The sequence below is a fragment of the Paraburkholderia phenazinium genome (genome assembly GCF_900141745.1).
Taxonomy (GTDB): domain Bacteria; phylum Pseudomonadota; class Gammaproteobacteria; order Burkholderiales; family Burkholderiaceae; genus Paraburkholderia; species Paraburkholderia phenazinium_B.
The window spans coordinates 2,724,000-2,742,642 of sequence record NZ_FSRM01000002.1 but is presented as its reverse complement, the minus strand read 5'-3'; the positions used below and the strand labels follow the sequence as shown (position 1 = coordinate 2,742,642).

Below are 18,643 nucleotides of genomic sequence, written 5' to 3'. Positions count from 1 at the left end.
ACCCCCGTTTGGCAGAACAACAATCTCGGCCGCTGGTCCCGTTTAAAATCCCCTGCGCGGTATGCAATGCAAAAGTCATCCTCCCGTCTGCTCGAACTCGATTTCTTTCGCGGACTGGTCCTGCTGTTTATCGTGGTCGATCACATCGGCGGCAGCATCCTCTCGCGCGTCACGTTGCACGCCTACGCGCTGTGCGATGCAGCCGAGGTGTTCGTATTCCTCGGCGGCTTTGCCACCGCAACCGCTTACGCCACGCTCGCCCTGCGCCGCACCGAGGCAGCCGCGCGCCACCGTTTTCTGCGGCGTTCGCTGGAGATCTATCGGGCCTTCCTCGTCACCGCCGGCCTGATGCTGCTGGTCAGCGCCGTTCTGATCGCCTTCAGCATCGACGCGCCCAATCTGACCTCCGACGATCTCGACGACTTTATCGATGCGCCGCTTATGGCCCTGCGCGACATCGTGCTGTTGCGGCGTCAGCCTTATCTGGCGTCGGTGCTGCCCATGTATGCGCTGTTCGCGCTGAGCGTGCCGCTGGTCCTGCCGCTCGCGCAGCGCCGGCCATGGTGGCTGCTGGCAGGGAGCCTCGCGCTTTGGGCTGCGGCGCCATCCGTGAATGCGTATCTGCCGGCAATCGAAGACGCTCAATGGAATTTCAATCCGCTCGCCTGGCAACTGCTGTTTGTGCTTGGCGTGCTGGCGCGGGTCCAGCCCGTGTATCGGAAGATCAGCTCACACCGCGCGGGGTGGCTCGTCAACGTGCTGGCATTTGGCGTCGCGCTGGCCGCGGCGTACTACAAGCTGTTTATCGAGCAAACGCCGCTCGACGGCAGTTTCAAGCAAAGCCTCTCATGGTTGCGTGCCGGCAATTTTCTGGCGATCGCATGGCTCGTCGCCTACCTGATCCAGCTCGGCTGGGTGCGCAAGCTCGCGCTGTGGCTGCCGTGGGTCGGCATGATCGGACGCAAAGGGTTGATCTGCTTCGTGGCGGGCGCAGCCATTTCGCTCGTCGTCGATTCGCTGCTCTATGCAGCCACCGACGGGTATCTCGACATACCACTTGGGCTTTTGGCCGACGCAATCGCAGTCGGCGCGCTGTTCGGGGTTGCGCGCGTTTGCGAGCCGGTTAAACGGCTGGTGGCGCGCTCGACTATCCGGCGCAGTGGAGTCGCCACATAAGCGGGCCGCCGCGGTTAATAGCGGCCGCCGCTGTCCCGCCTGGCGGGTGACGACGGCCTCTGTGTTCGTCAGCGTGCTATCGCACCCAGTCCGTCCACAACACCATCAGCACGGTCATCAGCGCGGGACCGATGAACAGGCCCAGCAGCCCAAAAGTCTCCGCGCCGCCGAGAATCCCGAACAGCACCAGCAGGAACGGCAAGCGGGTCGAATTACCGATGATCACCGGCCGCACGAGGTGTTCTGCGATGAACACCACCACGAAGCCGAATACAGCAAGCCCGATCGCCCACGCCACCGATCCCTGCGCGAACAGCCACAGCGCCGCGCCGCAGAACACGAGCGGTGCGCAAAACGGCAGCATGGCCGCCACGGCCGTGACGAATCCGAGCAGGATAACGTGCGGCAGGCCAGCGATCTCGTAGGCAAGACCGAGCAGTGCGCCCTCGCCGATCCCCACCACTACGAGCCCGGCCACTGTGCCGCGCACAGCGGAGGCCATCCGTTCGAGAAGCTGCGCGCCGTTGCTGCCAAGGGCGCGGTGTGCCCCCTTGAGCAGCGCGCCGGACAGACGCGGCCCGGCCTGAAAGATCACAAACAGTGTGACCAGCATGAAAGCGAATACCATCAGACCGTGTGCGGCTCGCGCGCCGAAATGGCGGCCGAAGGTCATGACGGCTTCGCCGTGCAGCCCTTTCATGGCGGGCGACTCGCGTAGCGGCTGGGTAAGGTTCGCCTGCCACCATTCTGTGATCTGCGGTGCGCCGAACGGCAGATGCTGGACGATGTCCGGCATCGCGATGCCGTTTTCCTGCACGTTCTTGATCCACTCGATCACATCGTGCGCTTCATGGCTTGCCTGCCCGATTCCCATTGCCACCGGCAACACGACCAGCAATGCAATCGCCACTGTCAGGACGGCGGAGATCAGCGTGGTGCGTCCGGACAGCCAGCTGTGGCTTTCGATTTTGCGCAGCACCGGCCACAGGGCGATGGCAATCACGCCGGCCCAGCCGACTGCCGGCAGGAAATCGCGGATGACCCACAAGGCCAGCAGCACCAGGGCGGCGTATAGCAGTGCGGTTGCCGCCTGCTGCATTTTCCGGCGGCTCGGCGGATCCAGTTCCGGGGGTGTTGGAGATGCTGCGGGTGGGCGTGTGGCCATGTAACCTCTGGGAGATGTGCGCGCGAGCCGACCGGAAAAACGCAAACCCGTTAAACTAGCCCCGGCTCTGCTCGTCAATGTTCACATCTTAAAGGAAGCGCTCGCGCCCTTCCGTCACATCGACTCCCCCCGCTGTCCGTCGCGCTGCGATCAACACTGCGTTGCAAAAATTCGCTCTATAGAAAAAGCACGCTCTTAACTGCCCGCAAACCCGCGTCTTTTCGTATCCCCACTGAAGTCAAGTGGCATTATTGCTAATTCAAGAACAGTGTTTCAACCGGCGCACAATGGCTCTAAGGCCCGCGCAGGAATACATTCGGCACACCACATATACGGAGCCGACGATGAAGACCATAGAGTCCTTGCCACTTGACGGTGCCAACGGCGTACGCATCGAGATTCTTGAGCGCTCTGATACCACGCTTGTGATTCGCTGGGTTGAGCCGGGTCGTTGTCATTACGGCGAGCAGCGGTGGCGGCGGCGGTCTGCTCATACTTCCGGCACTTGCGCTGTGTCAAGGCGGAAGATTCGGCGGGGTGATGCAGTATTTAAGCCGGCTGAGCGGCCGGCGCCTTCTAATGCTGCCGCTATGATTTCTGTTGAGACTTTGTGTAGTCTGGTTGGGGAGTTGAAGGCGGCTTGAGGTTGGGCGTGCAACTATTGCACGTGGGTTGTTCTCGCTATTTCCCGGTGGTGTTCCGCGGCTTCGGGCTTTGTACGCGCCCGCTCAGTGTTTGTATCCCTGACGCGCCAGCAATTTCCATACACCATCGCGTTTTTGCCAGACCATCAACTGTTCGAGCTCGACCTCGCCCACCTTTCCTCCGCTCTCCACCGTGCCCGAAAAGTGGTCGCGGACAATCGCATCCTCTCCTGCTAGCGTCGTCTTCGTGTTGCTCAAGTCGATTCTTCGATACCGTGTCCCACCGCTCACTATCGTCTGGATGAAGACCGTCTGATCCTGTACGGCGCCATTCGAGTGGCCGTAGCTCAAGGCCTCCGATGTCACCGCTTTCATCTCATCCGCATTGCCAGCCAGCATCGCTGCGTTCAAACGCTGTACCGCGGCGCTGACGCCGGCTTCGTCCGCTGTCTCCGCTATCGCACTCATGCACGCAAGGCTCAGTAGTGCCAGGCAAATTATTCTTTTCATCAATGGATACTCCTCGAAGCACACGTGTCGATTTTTTCATGCACGATCCGCTTACCCTCATCATCGAAACTTCGTAAATCCACGCCTCGATGGTGCCGCCCACTATACCGAACCCCGCTCAGGCGTTCAAGAAAACGCTCGAGAGACCTGGTGGCCATACCCGAGCAGCATACGAACTGGTTGCGGATGCAAGCTTTGCGCGAGTGGTGAGAGAACTATAGATTGAAACGGAGCACTCGTTCGGGATGCTCGCTTCGTCACAAGGTAAGTGGAAGCGCGGCTTGGCGCGCTGTCGGGTCGCTGTCGGGTCGCTGTCGGCGAGGAGCGCCAGGCGCATCGCGAAGCCGTTGAAATGAAGTCCGCCTCGCGCGCCGATGAGCAGCGCGGGCGTGCTTCGCAATGAGGTACCGGCCAAACATCTACGACCGGTTGCGTCCGAGACCAGCGCGGCCCGGGGGTGAACTGCGGCGCCGACCGCCGCGTGACCCAGCCAGTTACGAATGCGCTCACATGATATCGGCGAACCCAGCAGATACTTCATGAGTAATTTCCCGATCTTGACGCAGCCCGCACTCCAGGTCGGTAAAATTTGCACTGCGTTGCAGCATGCAGAACGTCTCGTTCCCGCGTTCGAGGCCATTGCCTGGGCTAGTCTCACCCGGAAGGTAAAATGCGAGTCGAGGCCCCGATGGGCCATGCCCAATCCGGGCCGCCAATTCAACCGATGTGCGAGCCGGCCCATGCTGCTTCGCACATCGATGTCCGCAACCCGATAACCCGCGGCGACCCCGGCCAGATCCGGCGTTGCCCAAGGGCTGCTCGTCCTTTTGACAGAGCCCCTCAGGAGCCACTTTTATGACCGACTCGAACGTGTCTTTCCTCGGCAGGATTTCGCTGGCCGTCGGAACGTTCTTCAGCATTCTCGGCGACGGCGAGTTCGCCGCCCGCGTGCAGCGCCTGCGCAGCGGCGCGCCCACAGCAGCACCAACGGCAGCACCAGTTGCAACGCCAGCACCTGCGCCCACCCCGCAACCTGCCGTTCCCGCCCTGAAGCAGGCAAGCCCGGACGCTGCCCTTCAGCTACTAGGCTTGCTGCAGCGCGATGCGCGTTTTATCGACTTCGTCGAAGAAGACGTGGCGGGTTACTCGGATGCGGACATCGGCGCCGCCGCCCGCGTCGTGCATGGAGGCTGCCGCACGGTGCTGCGCGAGCATTTCACGATCCGTCCCGTGCGCGAAGAGGCCGAAGGCAGCCGTGTGACGCTGCCCGAAGGGTTCGACGCCACCGCCGTCCGTCTGACCGGCAACGTGGTCGGCAAGGCGCCGTTTACCGGCAGCCTGAGCCATCGCGGCTGGCGCGTTCAGGACGTGCGGCTGCCGAAGCTCGCCGCGAGCCATGACACCTCCATCATTGCAGCGGCCGAGGTGGAGCTATGAGCGATCCGCGCTATTCGATCGGCATCGATCTGGGCACAACCCATTGCGCCCTCTCGTACGTCGACTTCGCCACCAGCGACGGCGAAAAGACCACTCAGGAAATCCTGCCGGTCACGCAACTCACCGCGCCGGCCACGATCGACAATCTGCCGCTGTTGCCCTCGTTCCTCTACCTGCCGCATCCGAGCGAACTGGCGCCGTTCGACCTCGGTTTGCCGTGGACCGGCGAGCGCGACTTCGCTGTCGGCGAAATGGCGCGCAGCCGCGGTGCCGGCACGCCGATCCGTCTCGTGTCGAGCGCGAAAAGCTGGCTGTGCCATCCGGGCGTCGACCGTCGCGCCGCGATTCTGCCCAACGATGCGCCCCCTGAAGTGACACGCGTGTCGCCGCTCGAAACCTCGATTCGCTACCTCGCACATCTGCGCGAAGCGTGGGACCATGCCCATCCCGACGCGCCTTTCAGCGAGCAGGAAATTACCGTCACGATTCCCGCGTCGTTCGATCCGGCCGCGCGCGAATTGACCGCCGAGGCTGCGCAGGCCGCGGGTTATGCAGGCATGACGCTGCTGGAAGAACCGCAGGCCGCCCTGTATAGCTGGATCCAGAAGAGCGGCGGCGAGTGGCGCAAGCAGGTCCGAGTGGGCGACATCATCCTCGTCGTCGACGTGGGCGGCGGCACTACCGACCTGTCGCTGATCGCGGTAGTCGAGCGTGCAGGCAATCTCGAACTGCATCGCGTCGCCGTGGGCGAACACATCCTCCTCGGCGGCGACAACATGGACCTCGCCCTCGCCCACGTGGTGGCTCGCAAACTGGCCGCCCAGGGGACGCAGCCTGACCCGTGGCAACTGCGCGCGCTGACCTACGCCTGCCGCGCGGCCAAGGAGACGCTCCTCACCGACGCCGCCACCGACGCTGTGCCGCTCGTTGTACCGAGTCGCGGCGCCAAGCTGATTGGCGGCTCGATCCGCACCGAACTGACCCGCACGGAACTGACGCAGACGATCCTGGATGGGTTTTTTCCGCTGGTCGAAAGCAGCGCGCGTCCGGTGAGCCGGGCCCGCGTCGGCCTCACGCAGCTGGGCTTGCCGTACGCGCAGGACGCGGCCGTCACGCGTCATCTGGCGGCGTTCCTCGGCCGTCAGGTTGCGGCGCTCGCCGAACTCGACGGTCTGCAAAGCGCGCAGCCGGAAGGCGCGAGTTTCCTGCATCCCACCGCGGTGCTGTTCAACGGTGGCGTGTTCAAGTCGCCGTTGCTGGTCGAGCGCATTCTGCAGACGCTCAACGGCTGGCTTGCCGCGGAAGGCGCCGCGCCTGCGCGTCTGCTCGAAGGTGCGGATCTCGATCTCGCCGTTGCGCGCGGTGCGGCTTACTACGGCTACGTGAAGCGCGGCCAGGGCGTGCGGATTCGCGGCGGCATCGCGCGGGCTTTCTATATCGCGGTCGAATCCGCCATGCCCGCCGTGCCGGGACTCGAACCGCCGGTGCAGGCGCTGTGCGTCGCGCCGTTCGGCATGGAAGAAGGCACCGAGGCGGAATTGCCGGCGCAGGAGTTTGGGCTCGTCGTCGGCGAGCCGGTGCACTTCCGCTTCTTCGGTTCGTCCGTGCGGCGTCACGACCAGGTGGGTACGCTGCTCGACTACTGGTCGCCGGAGGAATTGCAGGAGCTGGACGAGATTCAGGCCACGTTGCCGCCCGAAGGCCGCAGCCCCGGCGAGATCGTGCCGGTGAAACTGCATGCGCGCGTCACTGAAGCCGGCACGCTCGAACTGGAAGCCATCCCGCGCGGCACGGGCGAGCGTTGGAAAGTCGAGTTCGATGTGCGCGGCAACGCCAACGTTTGAACACGATGAAGCAGTACCTCGTCGGGATCGATCTGGGCACCAGCAACACGGTCGTCGCGTATGTCGAGGCGGGGTCCGGGGACATTCGCGTCTTCGAGATCGAACAGCTCGTCGGTCCCGGTGAGGTAGCGGCACGACCGCTGCTGCCGTCGGTGCGTTATCACGCTGCGCGCGGCGAACTGAGCGACGGCGATCTGCAGTTGCCGTGGTCCGCTGCTGCGCCGGATGCTGCAAAGGCTGCGAATATCGCGCATGCTGCGAACAGGCACACTCTCAGCGCGAACAGCGCGGAAACGCATCGCGCCGTGATCGGCCGGCTCGCGCGCAGCCTCGGCGCTCAGGTGCCGGGGCGCCTCGTCGCAAGCGCGAAAAGCTGGCTGTCGCATGCATCGGTGGACCGCACAGCAGCGATTCTTCCATGGGGCGCCGGCGACGACATCGACAAGGTGTCGCCCGTCACCGCCAGCGCCAGCTATCTGGCCCACGTGCGCTCCGCGTGGAATCATCGCTTTCCACATGCGCCTCTCGAACAGCAGGACGTGGTGCTCACTGTGCCCGCCTCGTTCGACGACGGTGCTCGCGCGCTGACGCTCGAAGCAGCCCGCATGGCGCATCTGCCCAAGCTGCGTCTGCTGGAAGAGCCGCAAGCAGCCTTCTACGACTGGCTGCTCCGGCACCGCAGCTCGCTTGGCACTGAGCTCGCCGAAACGCGGCTCGTACTGATCTGCGACGTGGGTGGTGGCACGACCGACTTCACCCTGATCAAGGTGCAGATGCAGGACGGTCAGCCCCAACTCACGCGCGTCGGCGTGGGCAACCACCTGATGCTCGGGGGCGACAACATGGACCTCGCACTGGCGCATCTCGCCGAGAGCCGGCTGTCGACGCCACAGTCGCGGCTGTCGGCGACGAGCCTCTCGCAGCTCGTCGAGCGCTGCCGCGCCGCGAAAGAGCAGCTGCTGGGGCCCGGGGCGCCAGACTCTGCATCGATCACGTTGCTGGGTACGGGTTCGAAGCTGATCGGCGGCGCGCGTACGGTGGAGATCACGCGCGAGGAAGTCGAGCGGATAGTCGTAGATGGCTTTTTCCCCGCCGTTTCCGCAGATGCGCGGCCGGGGCGCCCGCGCGGCGCCATCGTCGAATTCGGCTTGCCTTATGCGAGCGACCCGGCAATCACGCGGCACGTCGCGGCGTTTCTGGGCCGGCTCGCGACGCAGTCGCGAGAGGCGTTGGGTTCATCAGTGGCCGCTGACGAAAGCGAAAACACATTGCCCGTGCCCGACACGTTGCTGCTCAACGGCGGCGTATTCCGCGCCGAGGCGCTTACCGAACGTCTCGCCGCCACGCTGGGCACCTGGCGCGGCAAACCTCTGCACGTCCTCCACAACGACAACCCCGACGTAGCCGTGGCACGCGGCGCGGTAGCCTACGCACTCGCCCGTGCCGGCCAGGCGCCGCGGATCGGCGGCGGCTCGCCACGCAGCTACTTCCTGGTTCTGGAGGAAGACCCGCAAACGCTGCGCGGGGTGTGCGTACTGCCGCGCGGCACCGAAGAAAGCCGCGAGATTCACCTCGCCGACCGCACCTTCGCGCTACGGCTCGGACATCCTGTGCAATTTCATCTGGTGTCCTCTGTATCGGACACCGCGTGGCAACCGGGTGACCTGGCCGAACTGCCCCTCGGCGAATTCGTGCGCCTGCCGCCTATCGCCACGGTCGTCGCCCCACGCGGCTCGGGCCAGGCGGCAGAAACACCGGTCCAGCTCGCCGCTTCGCTCACCGAAGTAGGCACGCTGGAAATGCACTGTATCGATGCCAGCGACGCCACACAGCGCTGGCTGCTCGAATTCCAGCTGCGCCGCGGCGAGGCCAAAGTCACCGTGTCCGGCGAAGCGCCGCACCCTGCCCTGCCCAAAGCGCTCGAACTGATCGATCGCGCCTTCGGCTCGCGCTCGCAGAAAGTCGACTCCAGGGAGGTCAAGCGCACACGGGCCGAACTGGAACAGGTCCTCGGTCCACGCGCAAGCTGGAACAGTGCGCTGCTGCGCGAACTGTTCAACGCGCTGCGGGAACGTGCGAAACGCCGGCGCCGCTCGGCGGATCACGAGCGTCTCTGGCTCAATCTGGCCGGGTATTGCGTGCGTCCCGGCTTCGGCTATCCGCTCGACGAGTGGCGTGTCGAACAACTGTGGTCGCTCTTCGACGACGGCATTCAGTACATCAACGACAGCCAGGTCTGGTCGGAGTGGTGGACGCTGTGGCGCCGCGCAGCGGGCGGCCTGGGCGAGAGCGAACAGCTCGATGTGCTCGACGCGGTGGCCTTCATGCAGGCCGCCGGCACGGCGCGCTCCAAACTACCGTTCGATCCGTCGAAGTCCGGTTACGCCGATATGGTGCGCCTCGAAGCGTCGCTCGAACGCGTGCCTGCGGAACGCAAGGTCGAACTCGGTGCGCGACTGATCGAGCGACTCGCGAAGCCGTCCGAGAATCATCAGGGATGGTGGGCCGTCGGCCGTATCGGTGCGCGTCGGCCTTTCTATGGCAGCGCGCATAGCGTCGTTCCGCCGGACATTGCAGAGCAATGGCTCGGGACGATTCTCACGCTCGACTGGCGGAAGGTCGAACCGGCCGCATTCGCTGCGGTACAGATCGCTCGCATGACGGGTGACCGGTCGCGCGATCTGTCTGCGGGAATCCGCGCGAGCGTCATCAAACGGCTCGAAACCGCGCACGCGCCGGCCAACTGGATCACGATGGTCCGCGAGACGGTCGAACTCGACGAAGCCGATGAGGGACGCGTCTTCGGCGAGTCGCTGCCGCCTGGGCTCAAGCTGATTGGCTGAACGGCGGCGCGTATCGAGGGCCGCCGCTCACTCATAGCTCCACAGCTCAGATCGGCGTCAACACCTTCTCGCCCGCGAAATGCCTCGCCGCGTTGTCCAGAAAGTTCTGCAGCGACGCCGCGATCGCCTCCGGCGACCTGCCGCCCACGTGCGGCGTCAGCACGACGTTGCGTAGTCCGATCAATGCTTTTGGCGGATCGGGCTCGCCTTCATACACATCGAGGCCGGCTCCTGCGATTGTTCGGGCGCTCAACGCCTCGGCCAACGCCGCCGTATCGACGACACTGCCGCGCGAAACGTTCACGAGGAAACCGTCCGGCCCCAACGCCTCGAGCACCGCCTTGTCGATCAGATGCCGCGTGCCCGGCCCACCTACCGTCGTGACGACGAGGAAGTCGCACCACTGTGCGAGCGCCGTGACACTATCGAAGTAGCGGATCGGCTCGCTTTCACGCGGCTTACGGTTGTGATATCCCAGTTCCATATCGAACCCTGCCCCGCGCTTCGCCACCTTGCTGCCGATATGGCCCAGCCCGAGCACGCCCAGCCGCTTGCCCGACACACCCGGATGCATTGGCAGCGTATCGCGCCAGACGCCCTGGCGGGTCGCCTGATCGAGCTGCGGCACATCGCGCACTACCGCGAGCAGCAGCGCGAAAGCGTGATCGGCGACGCATGCGGCGTTGGTCCCCGCGCCATTGGCCAGGACGATATTGCGGCTGCGTGCATGGTCGATAGCAATGTTCTCGTAGCCGGCGCCGAGCGCGCTGATGAATTCCAGCCTGGGCATCCGGTCGATTTCTTCAGCTGTCAGGCCCGTGGTGCCGTTGGTCAGGACCGCGCGCACCTTCTCGCCGTGCGCGGCAATCGCTTCCGTACGCGTGCCCTCATCGGGGGCATAGATGACCTCATAAGCAGACTTGACGCCAGCAAGACTGGCGTCCTTCAGAAGAATCAAAACCAGCAGGTAAGGTTTTGTCATGGCCTGAAACGGTTGTTTGAGGGGGAACTGCGACGCGGGAAAGTGTAACAAGGCTCCGGAAGGCGTGCTGGCTGGCGCTTGCTACATGCTTCTCTACCCGAGTTCCCCTTAAAATAGCGGCACTCTCGAATACGGATTGCTCATGCTGGATACCCTTGGTGCTGAAGACACGCCGCGCGGCGACGCGCAGCCGAGCGACGACTCGGAAATGTTCGAGCTGGCGCCTATTTCGCTCTGGCTGGAAGACTTCAGCGAGGTGCGGGCACTGTTCGACGCCTGGCGCGCCGAAGGCGTGACCGATCTGCGTGCCCATTTCCGCGCTCATCCCGAGCGGGTGGCGCAATGCGCGCACAGCATCCGTGTCATCAAGGTCAACCGCAAGACGCTGACCATGTTCGAAGCGGACAGCTTGGGCACGCTCACCAGCAATCTCGGCACCGTGTTTCGCGACGACATGCTGAAGACCCACCTCGAAGAGCTGTGCCAGTTGTGGACGGGCGCACCAGGCTTCACGAGCCAGACCGTCAATTACACGCTCGGTGGCCGGCGGCTCGACGTGCTGCTCAAAGGCGCCGTCCTGCCCGGCCACGAAGAACGCTGGGACCGCGTGCTGGTATCGCTCGAGGACGTCACCGAACTGGAAGGCGCCCGTCATCGTCTTTCGCACGCCGAAGAATATGCGCGCGGCCTGTTCGAAGAATCGCCGGTGTCGCTCTGGGTCGAGGATTTCAGCGCCGTTAAACGTTTGCTGAACGAAGCACGTGCAGCAGGTATCGCGGATTTTCGGGTGTTCACAGACGTCCATCCCGAGTTCGTCGAACGCTGCATGCAGGAAATCCACGTACTCGACGTGAACCGGCACACGCTCGCCATGTTCGCTGCACCGGACAAGCAGACCCTGCTATCGAGGCTGCCGGATGTGTTTCGTGACGACATGCGCCCGCATTTCCGCGAGCAGTTGATCGATCTGTGGGACGGCAAGCTGTTCCAGCAACGCGAAGTTCTCAATTACTCGCTGGATGGCAGCGAGGTGCACGTGCTCCTGCAATTCTCGGTGCTGCCGGGTCATGAGCGCGATTGGGATCTGGTGCTGGTGGCCCTCACCGATATCACTGCGCGCAAGAAAGCCGAGGCATATCTGGAGTTTCTCGGCAAGCACGACGTGCTGACCAAGCTGCGTAACCGCTCGTTCTATGTCGACGAACTGAACCGGCTCGAGCGCAAAGGCCCGTTCCCTGTCACCGTCATCATGGCGGATCTGAACGGCCTGAAGCGGATCAACGATCAACTGGGCCACGCTGCCGGCGACGCACTTCTGCGACGTGCCGGCGAAGTACTGGCAAAAGCGCTGGAAACGCCGTTTCACGCAGCGCGGATCGGCGGCGACGAATTCGCGATTCTGATGCCCAATACCGACGAGCGTGGTGGCGCCGCGATGATCGACACGATCCGACAACTGGTGGAAATGAACAATCAGTTCTACCCAGGTTCGGTATTGAGCTTCTCGATGGCAGCGGCAACCTGTCATCACGGTGAACGGCTGGAGGCCGTCGTGCAGCGGGCGGACCTGCTCATGTACGACGAAAAACGCGCGTTTTACGCGAGCCAGATCCAGGCTGGTTCGAGCGAGGACTGAGGCAAAGACTTAGAAGCGGGCTAAGCGCCCGCCTTGCCCAGCATGACGGTCCAGCCGAGGCCGCGCACGTTGCGGATCACGTCTTGCCCAAACTTTTTTCGCACCGAGTGGATCAGCACGTCGACGGCATTGCTCTCGACCTCCTTGCCCCATCCGTACAGCTTGTCTTCGATCTGGGCGCGCGAGAATATCGTGCCGGGGTGCTCCAGCAAGGCATGCATCAGCGCGAATTCTCGTGCGGAGAGTGCGCCGACCTTGTCGCCGAACGTAAGCGTGCGCTGGTCGAGATTAAGGCTGATGGTGTCGTCACCGAGCCGCGATACGGCATACCCCGCCTTGCGGCGGAGCACGGCGCGAATTCTCGCCAATAGTTCGCCCACTTCGAAGGGCTTGAGCAGATAGTCGTCCGCACCAATATCCAGGCCTTCGATTCGCGAGTCGAGATCGTCGCGTGCGGTCAGAATCAGGACCGGCACGGGATTGCCGCCGGCTCGCGCCGAGCGCAGCAGTTCGATTCCCGACAGCCCGGGCAAACCCAGATCGAGCAGTACGACGGTATATTCGGCCGCGTCCATTGCCGCGCGCCCGGCGATGCCGTCGCGCACCCAGTCGACGCTATAGTCCGCGTCCTTGAGTGCGCGCATCAGGCTTTGCCCGATCTGCAGATCGTCTTCAACCAGAAGGACTCTCATACGTCTCTCCCATGCAGGTAGCGGGTCGCCCCCGTTGCTTGAGCCAGCTTGCCCGTCGTTGTTCCAGCACCGTGGCCGGAGGCTCCCGTGCACATCTCTGCCAGCGGAAAACTGACCGCAGCGACGATCCCCGAGCGGCCGTCGCTGCGGTTGCGAATCTGTGCATCGCCGCCGTATTTCTGGGTGATCGACCTGACGATCGACAGCCCGAGACCGGTGCCTTCGATATCCAGATTGGCCCGAAAGAAGCGGTCGAACACACGCGGCAACAACTCCGGCGCGATGCCCGGTCCTGTATCCGTTACTTCGACCCACAGCATAGTGCCTTCCGTGCGCATCCGCAGATCTATCGTGCCGCCATCCGGCGTGTAACGGATCGCATTGCTCACCAGATTTTTGACGGCGATGGCGACATCTGCACCGGACGCCGCGACCCTGTCCTGCACCATCTCTTCTGCGCCAATATCTATCCCGCGCGCCGCGGCGATCGGCAACACATCGGAGACCGCCTGGACCACGATCTCCGAAACATCGGTCGGCTCGATCGTGCTGCCGGACAAAGGTGCATCCGCCCGCGCGAGCCGCAATAGTTGTGCGATCAACGCACTGCTTCTGCCGATCCCGCTTCGCAATTCGCTGAAGCGCTCCTGATTGCCGGGGACGATATGCGGCTGCAGGTTATCGGCCTGCAACTGCAACGCGGTGAGCGGGGTGCGCAGTTCATGTGCGGCATCCGCGATGAACTTCCGTTCCGCTTCGATCGATTGAGCGAGACGCCCGATCATCCGGTTGATCGAATCGACGAAGGGCTGCAGCTCGCTCGGCACGCCCGCCGATGGCAACGGCCTCAGGCGCGACGCGTCGATCTCCTGAACCTCGTTGCCGAGCTGGTTCATCTTGCGGAACGACACTCGCACGATCAGCAGCACCGCGCCGAGCACCAGCGGCAGCAGCACGAGCGTCGGCCACAAGGTCGTCAGCGCCGCTTCGCGTTCCAGCTCTTCGCGCACGGATGAGCGTTGCGCAACCTGGATCAGGCTTCCGGTGTCGCGCAACGTGTAGATTCGCCAGCGCTCGCCGTTGACGTCATCCGAACTCAAACCTGCGGCGGCGTCCTGCGGCAGCTGCAACGATGGATCGGTCGAACGCAGCGGTACCTCGGCACCCGGCTTGCGGATCGTGATCACGATATCGCGGCTGGGTTGCGAGCCACGCGCGGGTGTCGCCGGAATCGAGTCCGCCAGTCCATTGCGCATGCGCACGGCGACCTGCTCGAGCCGAAGATCGAGGAGCGCACTCATCCCCGAGCGGCACAACTGATAGGAACTGATGCCTTGCGCGATCGCCGCGGCGCTGACCAGCAGGCCGAGTGCGATGGCAAGGTTATTTCTCAGAGAAGATTTCATTTGACTTCGCCAGCGGCAAGCCAGCCCGTTCATTACCGTCACCGGCGCATTTAAGTGCGTACCGGGGAGATCTCGCGCCAGACGGCACAAGCTCGGGTATCACGCTCATTTTCGCCTCATTTTCATCCACGAAGATAGGTCATCCGAATCAACGATTCGCCTGATCCGACCGAGAGGATGTTCATCATGTTTCCGCTTTTCAACCACCCTGCCACCGCGAGCGCCACTTATGCCGAAGCCGCGGTTCAGCCTGTTAAACCGGTCCGCGCGCCCGAAAACGACACAACGGCCACCGAACAACCCGCCACGTACGACGAATTGTTGCCCTATCTGATGCTCGCCATGGCCAGTGGCGTTTGAGATGGCCGCCTCGTTGATCAATCAGGCTAGCGAATCCGATCCACTTACACCTGCAGAGGACATCATGGTTGCGCTGTTCGAATGGCTGTTCGACATCTCACTGGCCGTGGCCGGCGCTGCGGCGACCGGCTCGATTTTCCTGATTCTGGTCGAAGTCGCCAAAGTGGGCCTCCGGCGTTTTATCCAACGCCGCGCAACCGGCCGATCAATGCAGATGCAACGAGTTGATCAGGTCTGATAACCCGAGCCACAAGATCTGCACACCGATACAAAAAATCGCGAAGGCAAACAGTCGCATCGCGACCTGCGTACCCGACGGACCCAGCAGCCGCTCGACGTTGCCGGCAAAGCGCACGCACAGGTAAATGCTGACGCAAAGCAGTCCCAAAGCGACACCCACCCCAATGAAATGGACTGGCTGCAAGCCCTCTCGCGGCGAGCCGGTACCCAGAGCAATCGCAACGGAAATCGAACCGGGACCGACGGTCACGGGCAAAGTCAGCGGATAAAAAGCCTTTACACGTAGTGTCGGGTCGCTTCCGGTCATCGGATCCGGTTGTGCCTCTTCAGGCTCGTCCCCGGACGACTGCAACAGATTCCAGCCGGCCATTGCAATGATGAGCCCACCAGCGACGCGCAACACCGCAATGGAAATCCCGAGAAACGACAACAGGTAGGCCCCGATCGATAGCGATGCCAGCAGGATCACGAAGCTGTTAATCGCGATGCGTCGCGCCAGTTCCGCGCGCTGCGCCGGCGACGCATGCGGCACCATGCTCAGGATGATGAACGCCGCCGCCGGCGGATTGATGATGGGAAAGAGCGCGGCGACGATCACCAGGATGGTTCGGGTCAGTTCATGAAGCATGGTGGGCGTCCGGTGGGCAGGTTAGGTGCTCGTATCGTGGACGGATTTTACCCAACAGCCGCGCATAAACACGGCTGCCTGTGCCAGAGCGGTTCGCGCTTCGGGCACGAACGGCGAAAAGCAATGCCACGCGTGCGGCATCGCATGCCATTCTGCGAACTCCACCCACGTCCCTTCGCGTTGCAGTTTGGCGGCGAGTTCGTGTGCGTCCGCGTTCAAACCCTCGGAATCGCTGGTCTGAATGTGGACCGGCGGCAACCCATGCAGTTTTGCGCGCGCGGGCGACGCCAGGGTCTCGAACAGTCTTGCGTTCTGCAGATACATCTTTGCGGCCATTTCCATGGCGGTGCGATTCATCGACAACACGTTGTGCTTCGCACGCCAGATCGTCGTCAGATCGGCCCACGGCGACAGCAGTACTGCACCAGCGGGCAACGGTTCACCCGCATCGCGCAACGCTACCAGCGCAGCCAACGCTAGCCCGCCTCCGGCCGAATCGCCGGCAAACACGATCGAACCCGGTGAAATCCCGCGTGCAAGCAGCGTGCGGTACGCATGCAGGGTATCTTCCAGCGCAGCAGGAAATGGATGTTCAGGCGCGAGACTGTAGTCCAGCGCAAATACGGCTGAGCCAGATGCATGCGCCAGCTCGCGGGTGACGGCTCGATGCGTCGCAGGCGAGCCGAAATAATACGCACCGCCATGCAGAAACAGCACGACAGTCTCTGTATGAGCCGCGGCGGCCGTCTCCGGTCTGATCCACTCGCCCTCCAGATGAAAGTCGGGATGCCGGCGCGTCCTCGGGTAAAGCAGCCTCGCCGCGAAACGGGTTGGCCACGAGTATCGATGCGCACGCTGTCGGAGGGCATGGACGTCAGGCGCGGGGCGTCGGCTGGAGCCGAAACGCAACGCCATTACGAGGGGAATCGCGCGGCGCACCCAGGCGGCCTGCCAGCTCTCGGCGCGGCGAGGATTGGCTTCGCTCTGGACGCGTTGCGAGGACGTGATCGGTTGGTAATCCGGAACATTCATGATGACTCCGTCGGCAGTGGATTCGTGTGACGGCATTGTGGCGAGACAAACTGAGCCACGAATTACGAACCTGCCTGCGACACGCGTCGCACCCTCGGCCTCCCATTTGAGCCCTGCTGCCGCTCATTTTCGGCTCATTCTTCGCGTCTACGATCGGGTCTATCGACAAGCGGTGCTGTGATTCCAGACGAATCCGGACCGCGCGCCGCAACCTCGGCGACGAACTGGATCGGAATCCGAAACGTCGCACTCACGTTAAAGACTGGAGCCCATCATGTTCGCCAACCTTGCAAAGCGACTCAGCGCGTTGTTTGTCCACACCCAAGAGCAACAACGCGACACGTATCTGGCGTCATCAGCCGATTTTGTCGATCTCGAACACCGCATGCACGTCGTCGAAACGAGCCATCATCCGTTCACGCTGTATTCGTCCAGCACACCGCAAGAGTGGAAAGCGTGATTCAATACCTGCCGTGGCGTACCACGTCACGCAGGCCAATCACATGTCTACACGAGAGGAGCGAACGGGATGTTGTCTCACGTATTCGTCGGCATTACCGACTTCGAACGCGCCTTTGGTTTCTACGCCCCGTTGCTGGACTCGCTGGGCCTCAAGCTCAAATTCCGCGACGAACAACGCGGCTGGGCCGGCTGGATGCGGGCAGACCAGCCCCGGCCGCTATTCGTGATCAGCCGTCCCTACGACGGCAATCCGGCCAGCCCCGGCAATGGTCAGATGCTCGCGCTACTGGCGCCGGCGCGTACCAGTGTCGACCGCGCGCATGCCATTGCCCTCGCCCACGGCGGTTCGTGCGAAGGGCCGCCCGGCTTGCGACCGCAGTATCACGAGCACTATTACGGCGCCTACTTTCGCGATCCGGACGGCAACAAGCTTTGTGTGTGCCGCCACGAACCGGAATAAAGCGCGTCGCCCCGCCGCGCTCACACGGCCGTCACATACCTCTCCGGCGTCGGCATCACGCGTGGCGGCGGCGATTCCATCACTCCGCGCATGCGTTTCACTTCATCCACCGGACTCAGGCCGAACAGACGCTTGAACTCGCGGCTGAACTGCGACGCGCTTTCATAGCCGACCCGCGCCGCCGCCGCGCCCGCGTTCAAACCGTCCTGCACCATCAGGAGGCGTGCGTGATGCAGCCGCGTGGTCTTGACATACTGCATCGGCGAGGTCGCCGTCACGCCCTTGAACTGCGCGTGAAATACCGCGAGGCTCATGCCTGCTTCACGCGCCAGCGTATCGACGTCGAGTTCGCCCTGATAATCCGCATGAATGCGCCGCAACGCCTTGGCGATGCGCCCGAAGTGATGCTGATGCGTGAGCGCCGCGCGGATTGCGTCGCCCTGCTCGCCAGTCAGCACGCGGTAGCAAATCTCGCGCATGATGGCAGGCGCCAGAATTCGCGCGTCGAGCGGTGAAGCGAGCGCTTCGAGCAGACGCTGCACCGCATTGCTCATGACCGGATCCAGAGGTGTCGAATAGATGCCGCGCGGTTCGGTGTGCGCCGTGCCGTGGGTTTCGTTCAAGGCCATCAGCAACTCCGCGACCACCGTCAGGTCCACCCGCACCGAGATGCCGAGGAACGGCTCCTCCGGACTCGCCTCCGTCTCGCACTCGAACGGCAGCGGCACGGACAGCACCAGATATTGCTGCGCGTCGTATAAATACGTCTTCTCACCCAGATAGCCGCGTTTGCGCCCCTGGCAGACGATCACGATGCTCGGCTCGTAGAGTACCGGCATGCGCGGCATCGGCCGGTTCGCGCGCATGAACTTCACGCCGTCCAGGCATGAAGGCGTGAAGCCGACAGACGGCGCCAGAACATCGAAGAGCTCGACCATGCGCTGCTGGGCCGGACTAATGGCTACGCGGGGCGTTTGAGTCGTTTGCATGACAGTGCCTATTGATTCAGCAGAGAATAAGGCTTGAAATTTAGCATCAAACGGCCTATAGCGCTCGCGCTCCAGAGAATTAGGCAAACCTTCGAGATATTCAGGTATTCCCCAGGTGCTTCCCGCCGCCTACGATG

18 protein-coding genes are annotated in these 18,643 nt (G+C 63.2%); 10 read left to right on the top strand and 8 right to left on the bottom strand.

Annotated features, from left to right (window positions below):
• Nucleotides 1-66: 66 nt before the first annotated feature.
• Entirely contained in the window at nt 67-1,176 is a 1,110-nt protein-coding gene (locus BUS06_RS32150) for an OpgC domain-containing protein (RefSeq protein ID WP_074268341.1), read from the top strand.
• A 76-nt stretch (nt 1,177-1,252) separates the two neighbouring features.
• On the opposite strand, the gene BUS06_RS32145 is transcribed toward BUS06_RS32150, so the two are convergent.
• The gene (locus BUS06_RS32145; RefSeq protein ID WP_074268340.1) at nt 1,253-2,341 is read right to left on the bottom strand and encodes an AI-2E family transporter; all 1,089 of its coding nucleotides are present in this window, start codon (nt 2,339-2,341) and stop codon (nt 1,253-1,255) included.
• Nucleotides 2,342-2,685: 344 nt separating this feature from the next.
• On the opposite strand from BUS06_RS32145, the gene BUS06_RS32140 reads away from it, so the two are divergent.
• On the top strand, nt 2,686-2,985 hold the full coding sequence (locus tag BUS06_RS32140) for a DUF3331 domain-containing protein (protein ID WP_074268339.1): 300 nt from the start codon (nt 2,686-2,688) through the stop codon (nt 2,983-2,985).
• An 84-nt stretch (nt 2,986-3,069) separates the two neighbouring features.
• On the opposite strand, the gene BUS06_RS32135 is transcribed toward BUS06_RS32140, so the two are convergent.
• Complete coding sequence (locus BUS06_RS32135) at nt 3,070-3,495, bottom strand: nuclear transport factor 2 family protein (protein ID WP_074268338.1); 426 nt, start codon at nt 3,493-3,495, stop codon at nt 3,070-3,072.
• An 855-nt stretch (nt 3,496-4,350) separates the two neighbouring features.
• On the opposite strand from BUS06_RS32135, the gene BUS06_RS32130 reads away from it, so the two are divergent.
• The 3 genes from BUS06_RS32130 to BUS06_RS32120 are packed head-to-tail and all read left to right on the top strand — an operon-like array spanning nt 4,351 to nt 9,619.
• The gene (locus BUS06_RS32130; protein WP_074268337.1) at nt 4,351-4,932 is read left to right on the top strand and encodes a DUF2760 domain-containing protein; all 582 of its coding nucleotides are present in this window, start codon (nt 4,351-4,353) and stop codon (nt 4,930-4,932) included.
• A complete protein-coding gene (locus BUS06_RS32125; RefSeq protein WP_074268336.1) occupies nt 4,929-6,776 on the top strand; it encodes an Hsp70 family protein in 1,848 nt (615 codons plus the stop codon). The genes BUS06_RS32130 and BUS06_RS32125 overlap by 4 nt, the downstream gene beginning before the upstream one ends.
• 5 nt (nt 6,777-6,781) lie before the next feature.
• The gene (locus BUS06_RS32120; protein WP_074269417.1) at nt 6,782-9,619 is read left to right on the top strand and encodes an Hsp70 family protein; all 2,838 of its coding nucleotides are present in this window, start codon (nt 6,782-6,784) and stop codon (nt 9,617-9,619) included.
• Between the two features lie 46 nt (nt 9,620-9,665).
• Here BUS06_RS32120 and BUS06_RS32115 read toward each other — a convergent pair whose 3' ends face one another.
• A complete protein-coding gene (locus BUS06_RS32115) occupies nt 9,666-10,601 on the bottom strand; it encodes a 2-hydroxyacid dehydrogenase (protein WP_074268335.1) in 936 nt (311 codons plus the stop codon).
• A 142-nt stretch (nt 10,602-10,743) separates the two neighbouring features.
• Here BUS06_RS32115 and BUS06_RS32110 point away from each other — a divergent pair, with 142 nt between their 5' ends.
• Nucleotides 10,744-12,237, top strand: a complete 1,494-nt coding sequence (locus BUS06_RS32110; RefSeq protein ID WP_074268334.1) for a sensor domain-containing diguanylate cyclase — start codon at nt 10,744-10,746, stop codon at nt 12,235-12,237.
• Between the two features lie 20 nt (nt 12,238-12,257).
• On the opposite strand, the gene BUS06_RS32105 is transcribed toward BUS06_RS32110, so the two are convergent.
• Entirely contained in the window at nt 12,258-12,929 is a 672-nt protein-coding gene (locus BUS06_RS32105) for a response regulator transcription factor (RefSeq protein WP_074268333.1), read from the bottom strand.
• On the bottom strand, nt 12,926-14,335 hold the full coding sequence (locus BUS06_RS32100; protein WP_074268332.1) for a sensor histidine kinase: 1,410 nt from the start codon (nt 14,333-14,335) through the stop codon (nt 12,926-12,928). Before BUS06_RS32100 ends, BUS06_RS32105 begins: the two co-directional genes overlap by 4 nt.
• Nucleotides 14,336-14,521: 186 nt before the next feature.
• Here BUS06_RS32100 and BUS06_RS37985 point away from each other — a divergent pair, with 186 nt between their 5' ends.
• Both BUS06_RS37985 and BUS06_RS32090 read left to right on the top strand, forming a co-directional pair.
• Nucleotides 14,522-14,695, top strand: a complete 174-nt coding sequence (locus BUS06_RS37985) for a hypothetical protein (RefSeq protein ID WP_167379452.1) — start codon at nt 14,522-14,524, stop codon at nt 14,693-14,695.
• A 1-nt stretch (nt 14,696) separates the two neighbouring features.
• The gene (locus BUS06_RS32090; RefSeq protein WP_074268330.1) at nt 14,697-14,933 is read left to right on the top strand and encodes a hypothetical protein; all 237 of its coding nucleotides are present in this window, start codon (nt 14,697-14,699) and stop codon (nt 14,931-14,933) included.
• On the opposite strand, the gene BUS06_RS32085 is transcribed toward BUS06_RS32090, so the two are convergent.
• Nucleotides 14,901-15,563 carry a MarC family protein gene (locus BUS06_RS32085; protein ID WP_074268329.1) on the bottom strand — a complete coding sequence of 221 codons (663 nt, stop codon included), beginning with the start codon at nt 15,561-15,563 and terminating at the stop codon, nt 14,901-14,903. The two genes, BUS06_RS32090 and BUS06_RS32085, sit on opposite strands and share 33 nt — an antisense overlap.
• A 21-nt stretch (nt 15,564-15,584) precedes the next feature.
• Complete coding sequence (locus tag BUS06_RS32080; RefSeq protein ID WP_254369017.1) at nt 15,585-16,595, bottom strand: alpha/beta hydrolase; 1,011 nt, start codon at nt 16,593-16,595, stop codon at nt 15,585-15,587.
• 274 nt (nt 16,596-16,869) lie between these two features.
• Here BUS06_RS32080 and BUS06_RS32075 point away from each other — a divergent pair, with 274 nt between their 5' ends.
• Together BUS06_RS32075 and BUS06_RS32070 are read left to right on the top strand one after the other, a co-directional pair.
• Nucleotides 16,870-17,055: a DUF3563 family protein gene (locus tag BUS06_RS32075; protein WP_074268328.1), complete on the top strand. Its 186-nt coding sequence runs from the start codon at nt 16,870-16,872 to the stop codon at nt 17,053-17,055.
• A 69-nt stretch (nt 17,056-17,124) separates the two neighbouring features.
• Entirely contained in the window at nt 17,125-17,517 is a 393-nt protein-coding gene (locus BUS06_RS32070; RefSeq protein ID WP_074268327.1) for a VOC family protein, read from the top strand.
• A gap of 20 nt (nt 17,518-17,537) precedes the next feature.
• Here the strand turns inward: BUS06_RS32070 and BUS06_RS32065 are convergent, their stop codons facing one another.
• On the bottom strand, nt 17,538-18,506 hold the full coding sequence (locus tag BUS06_RS32065) for an AraC family transcriptional regulator (RefSeq protein ID WP_074268326.1): 969 nt from the start codon (nt 18,504-18,506) through the stop codon (nt 17,538-17,540).
• Nucleotides 18,507-18,643 lie beyond the last annotated feature (137 nt).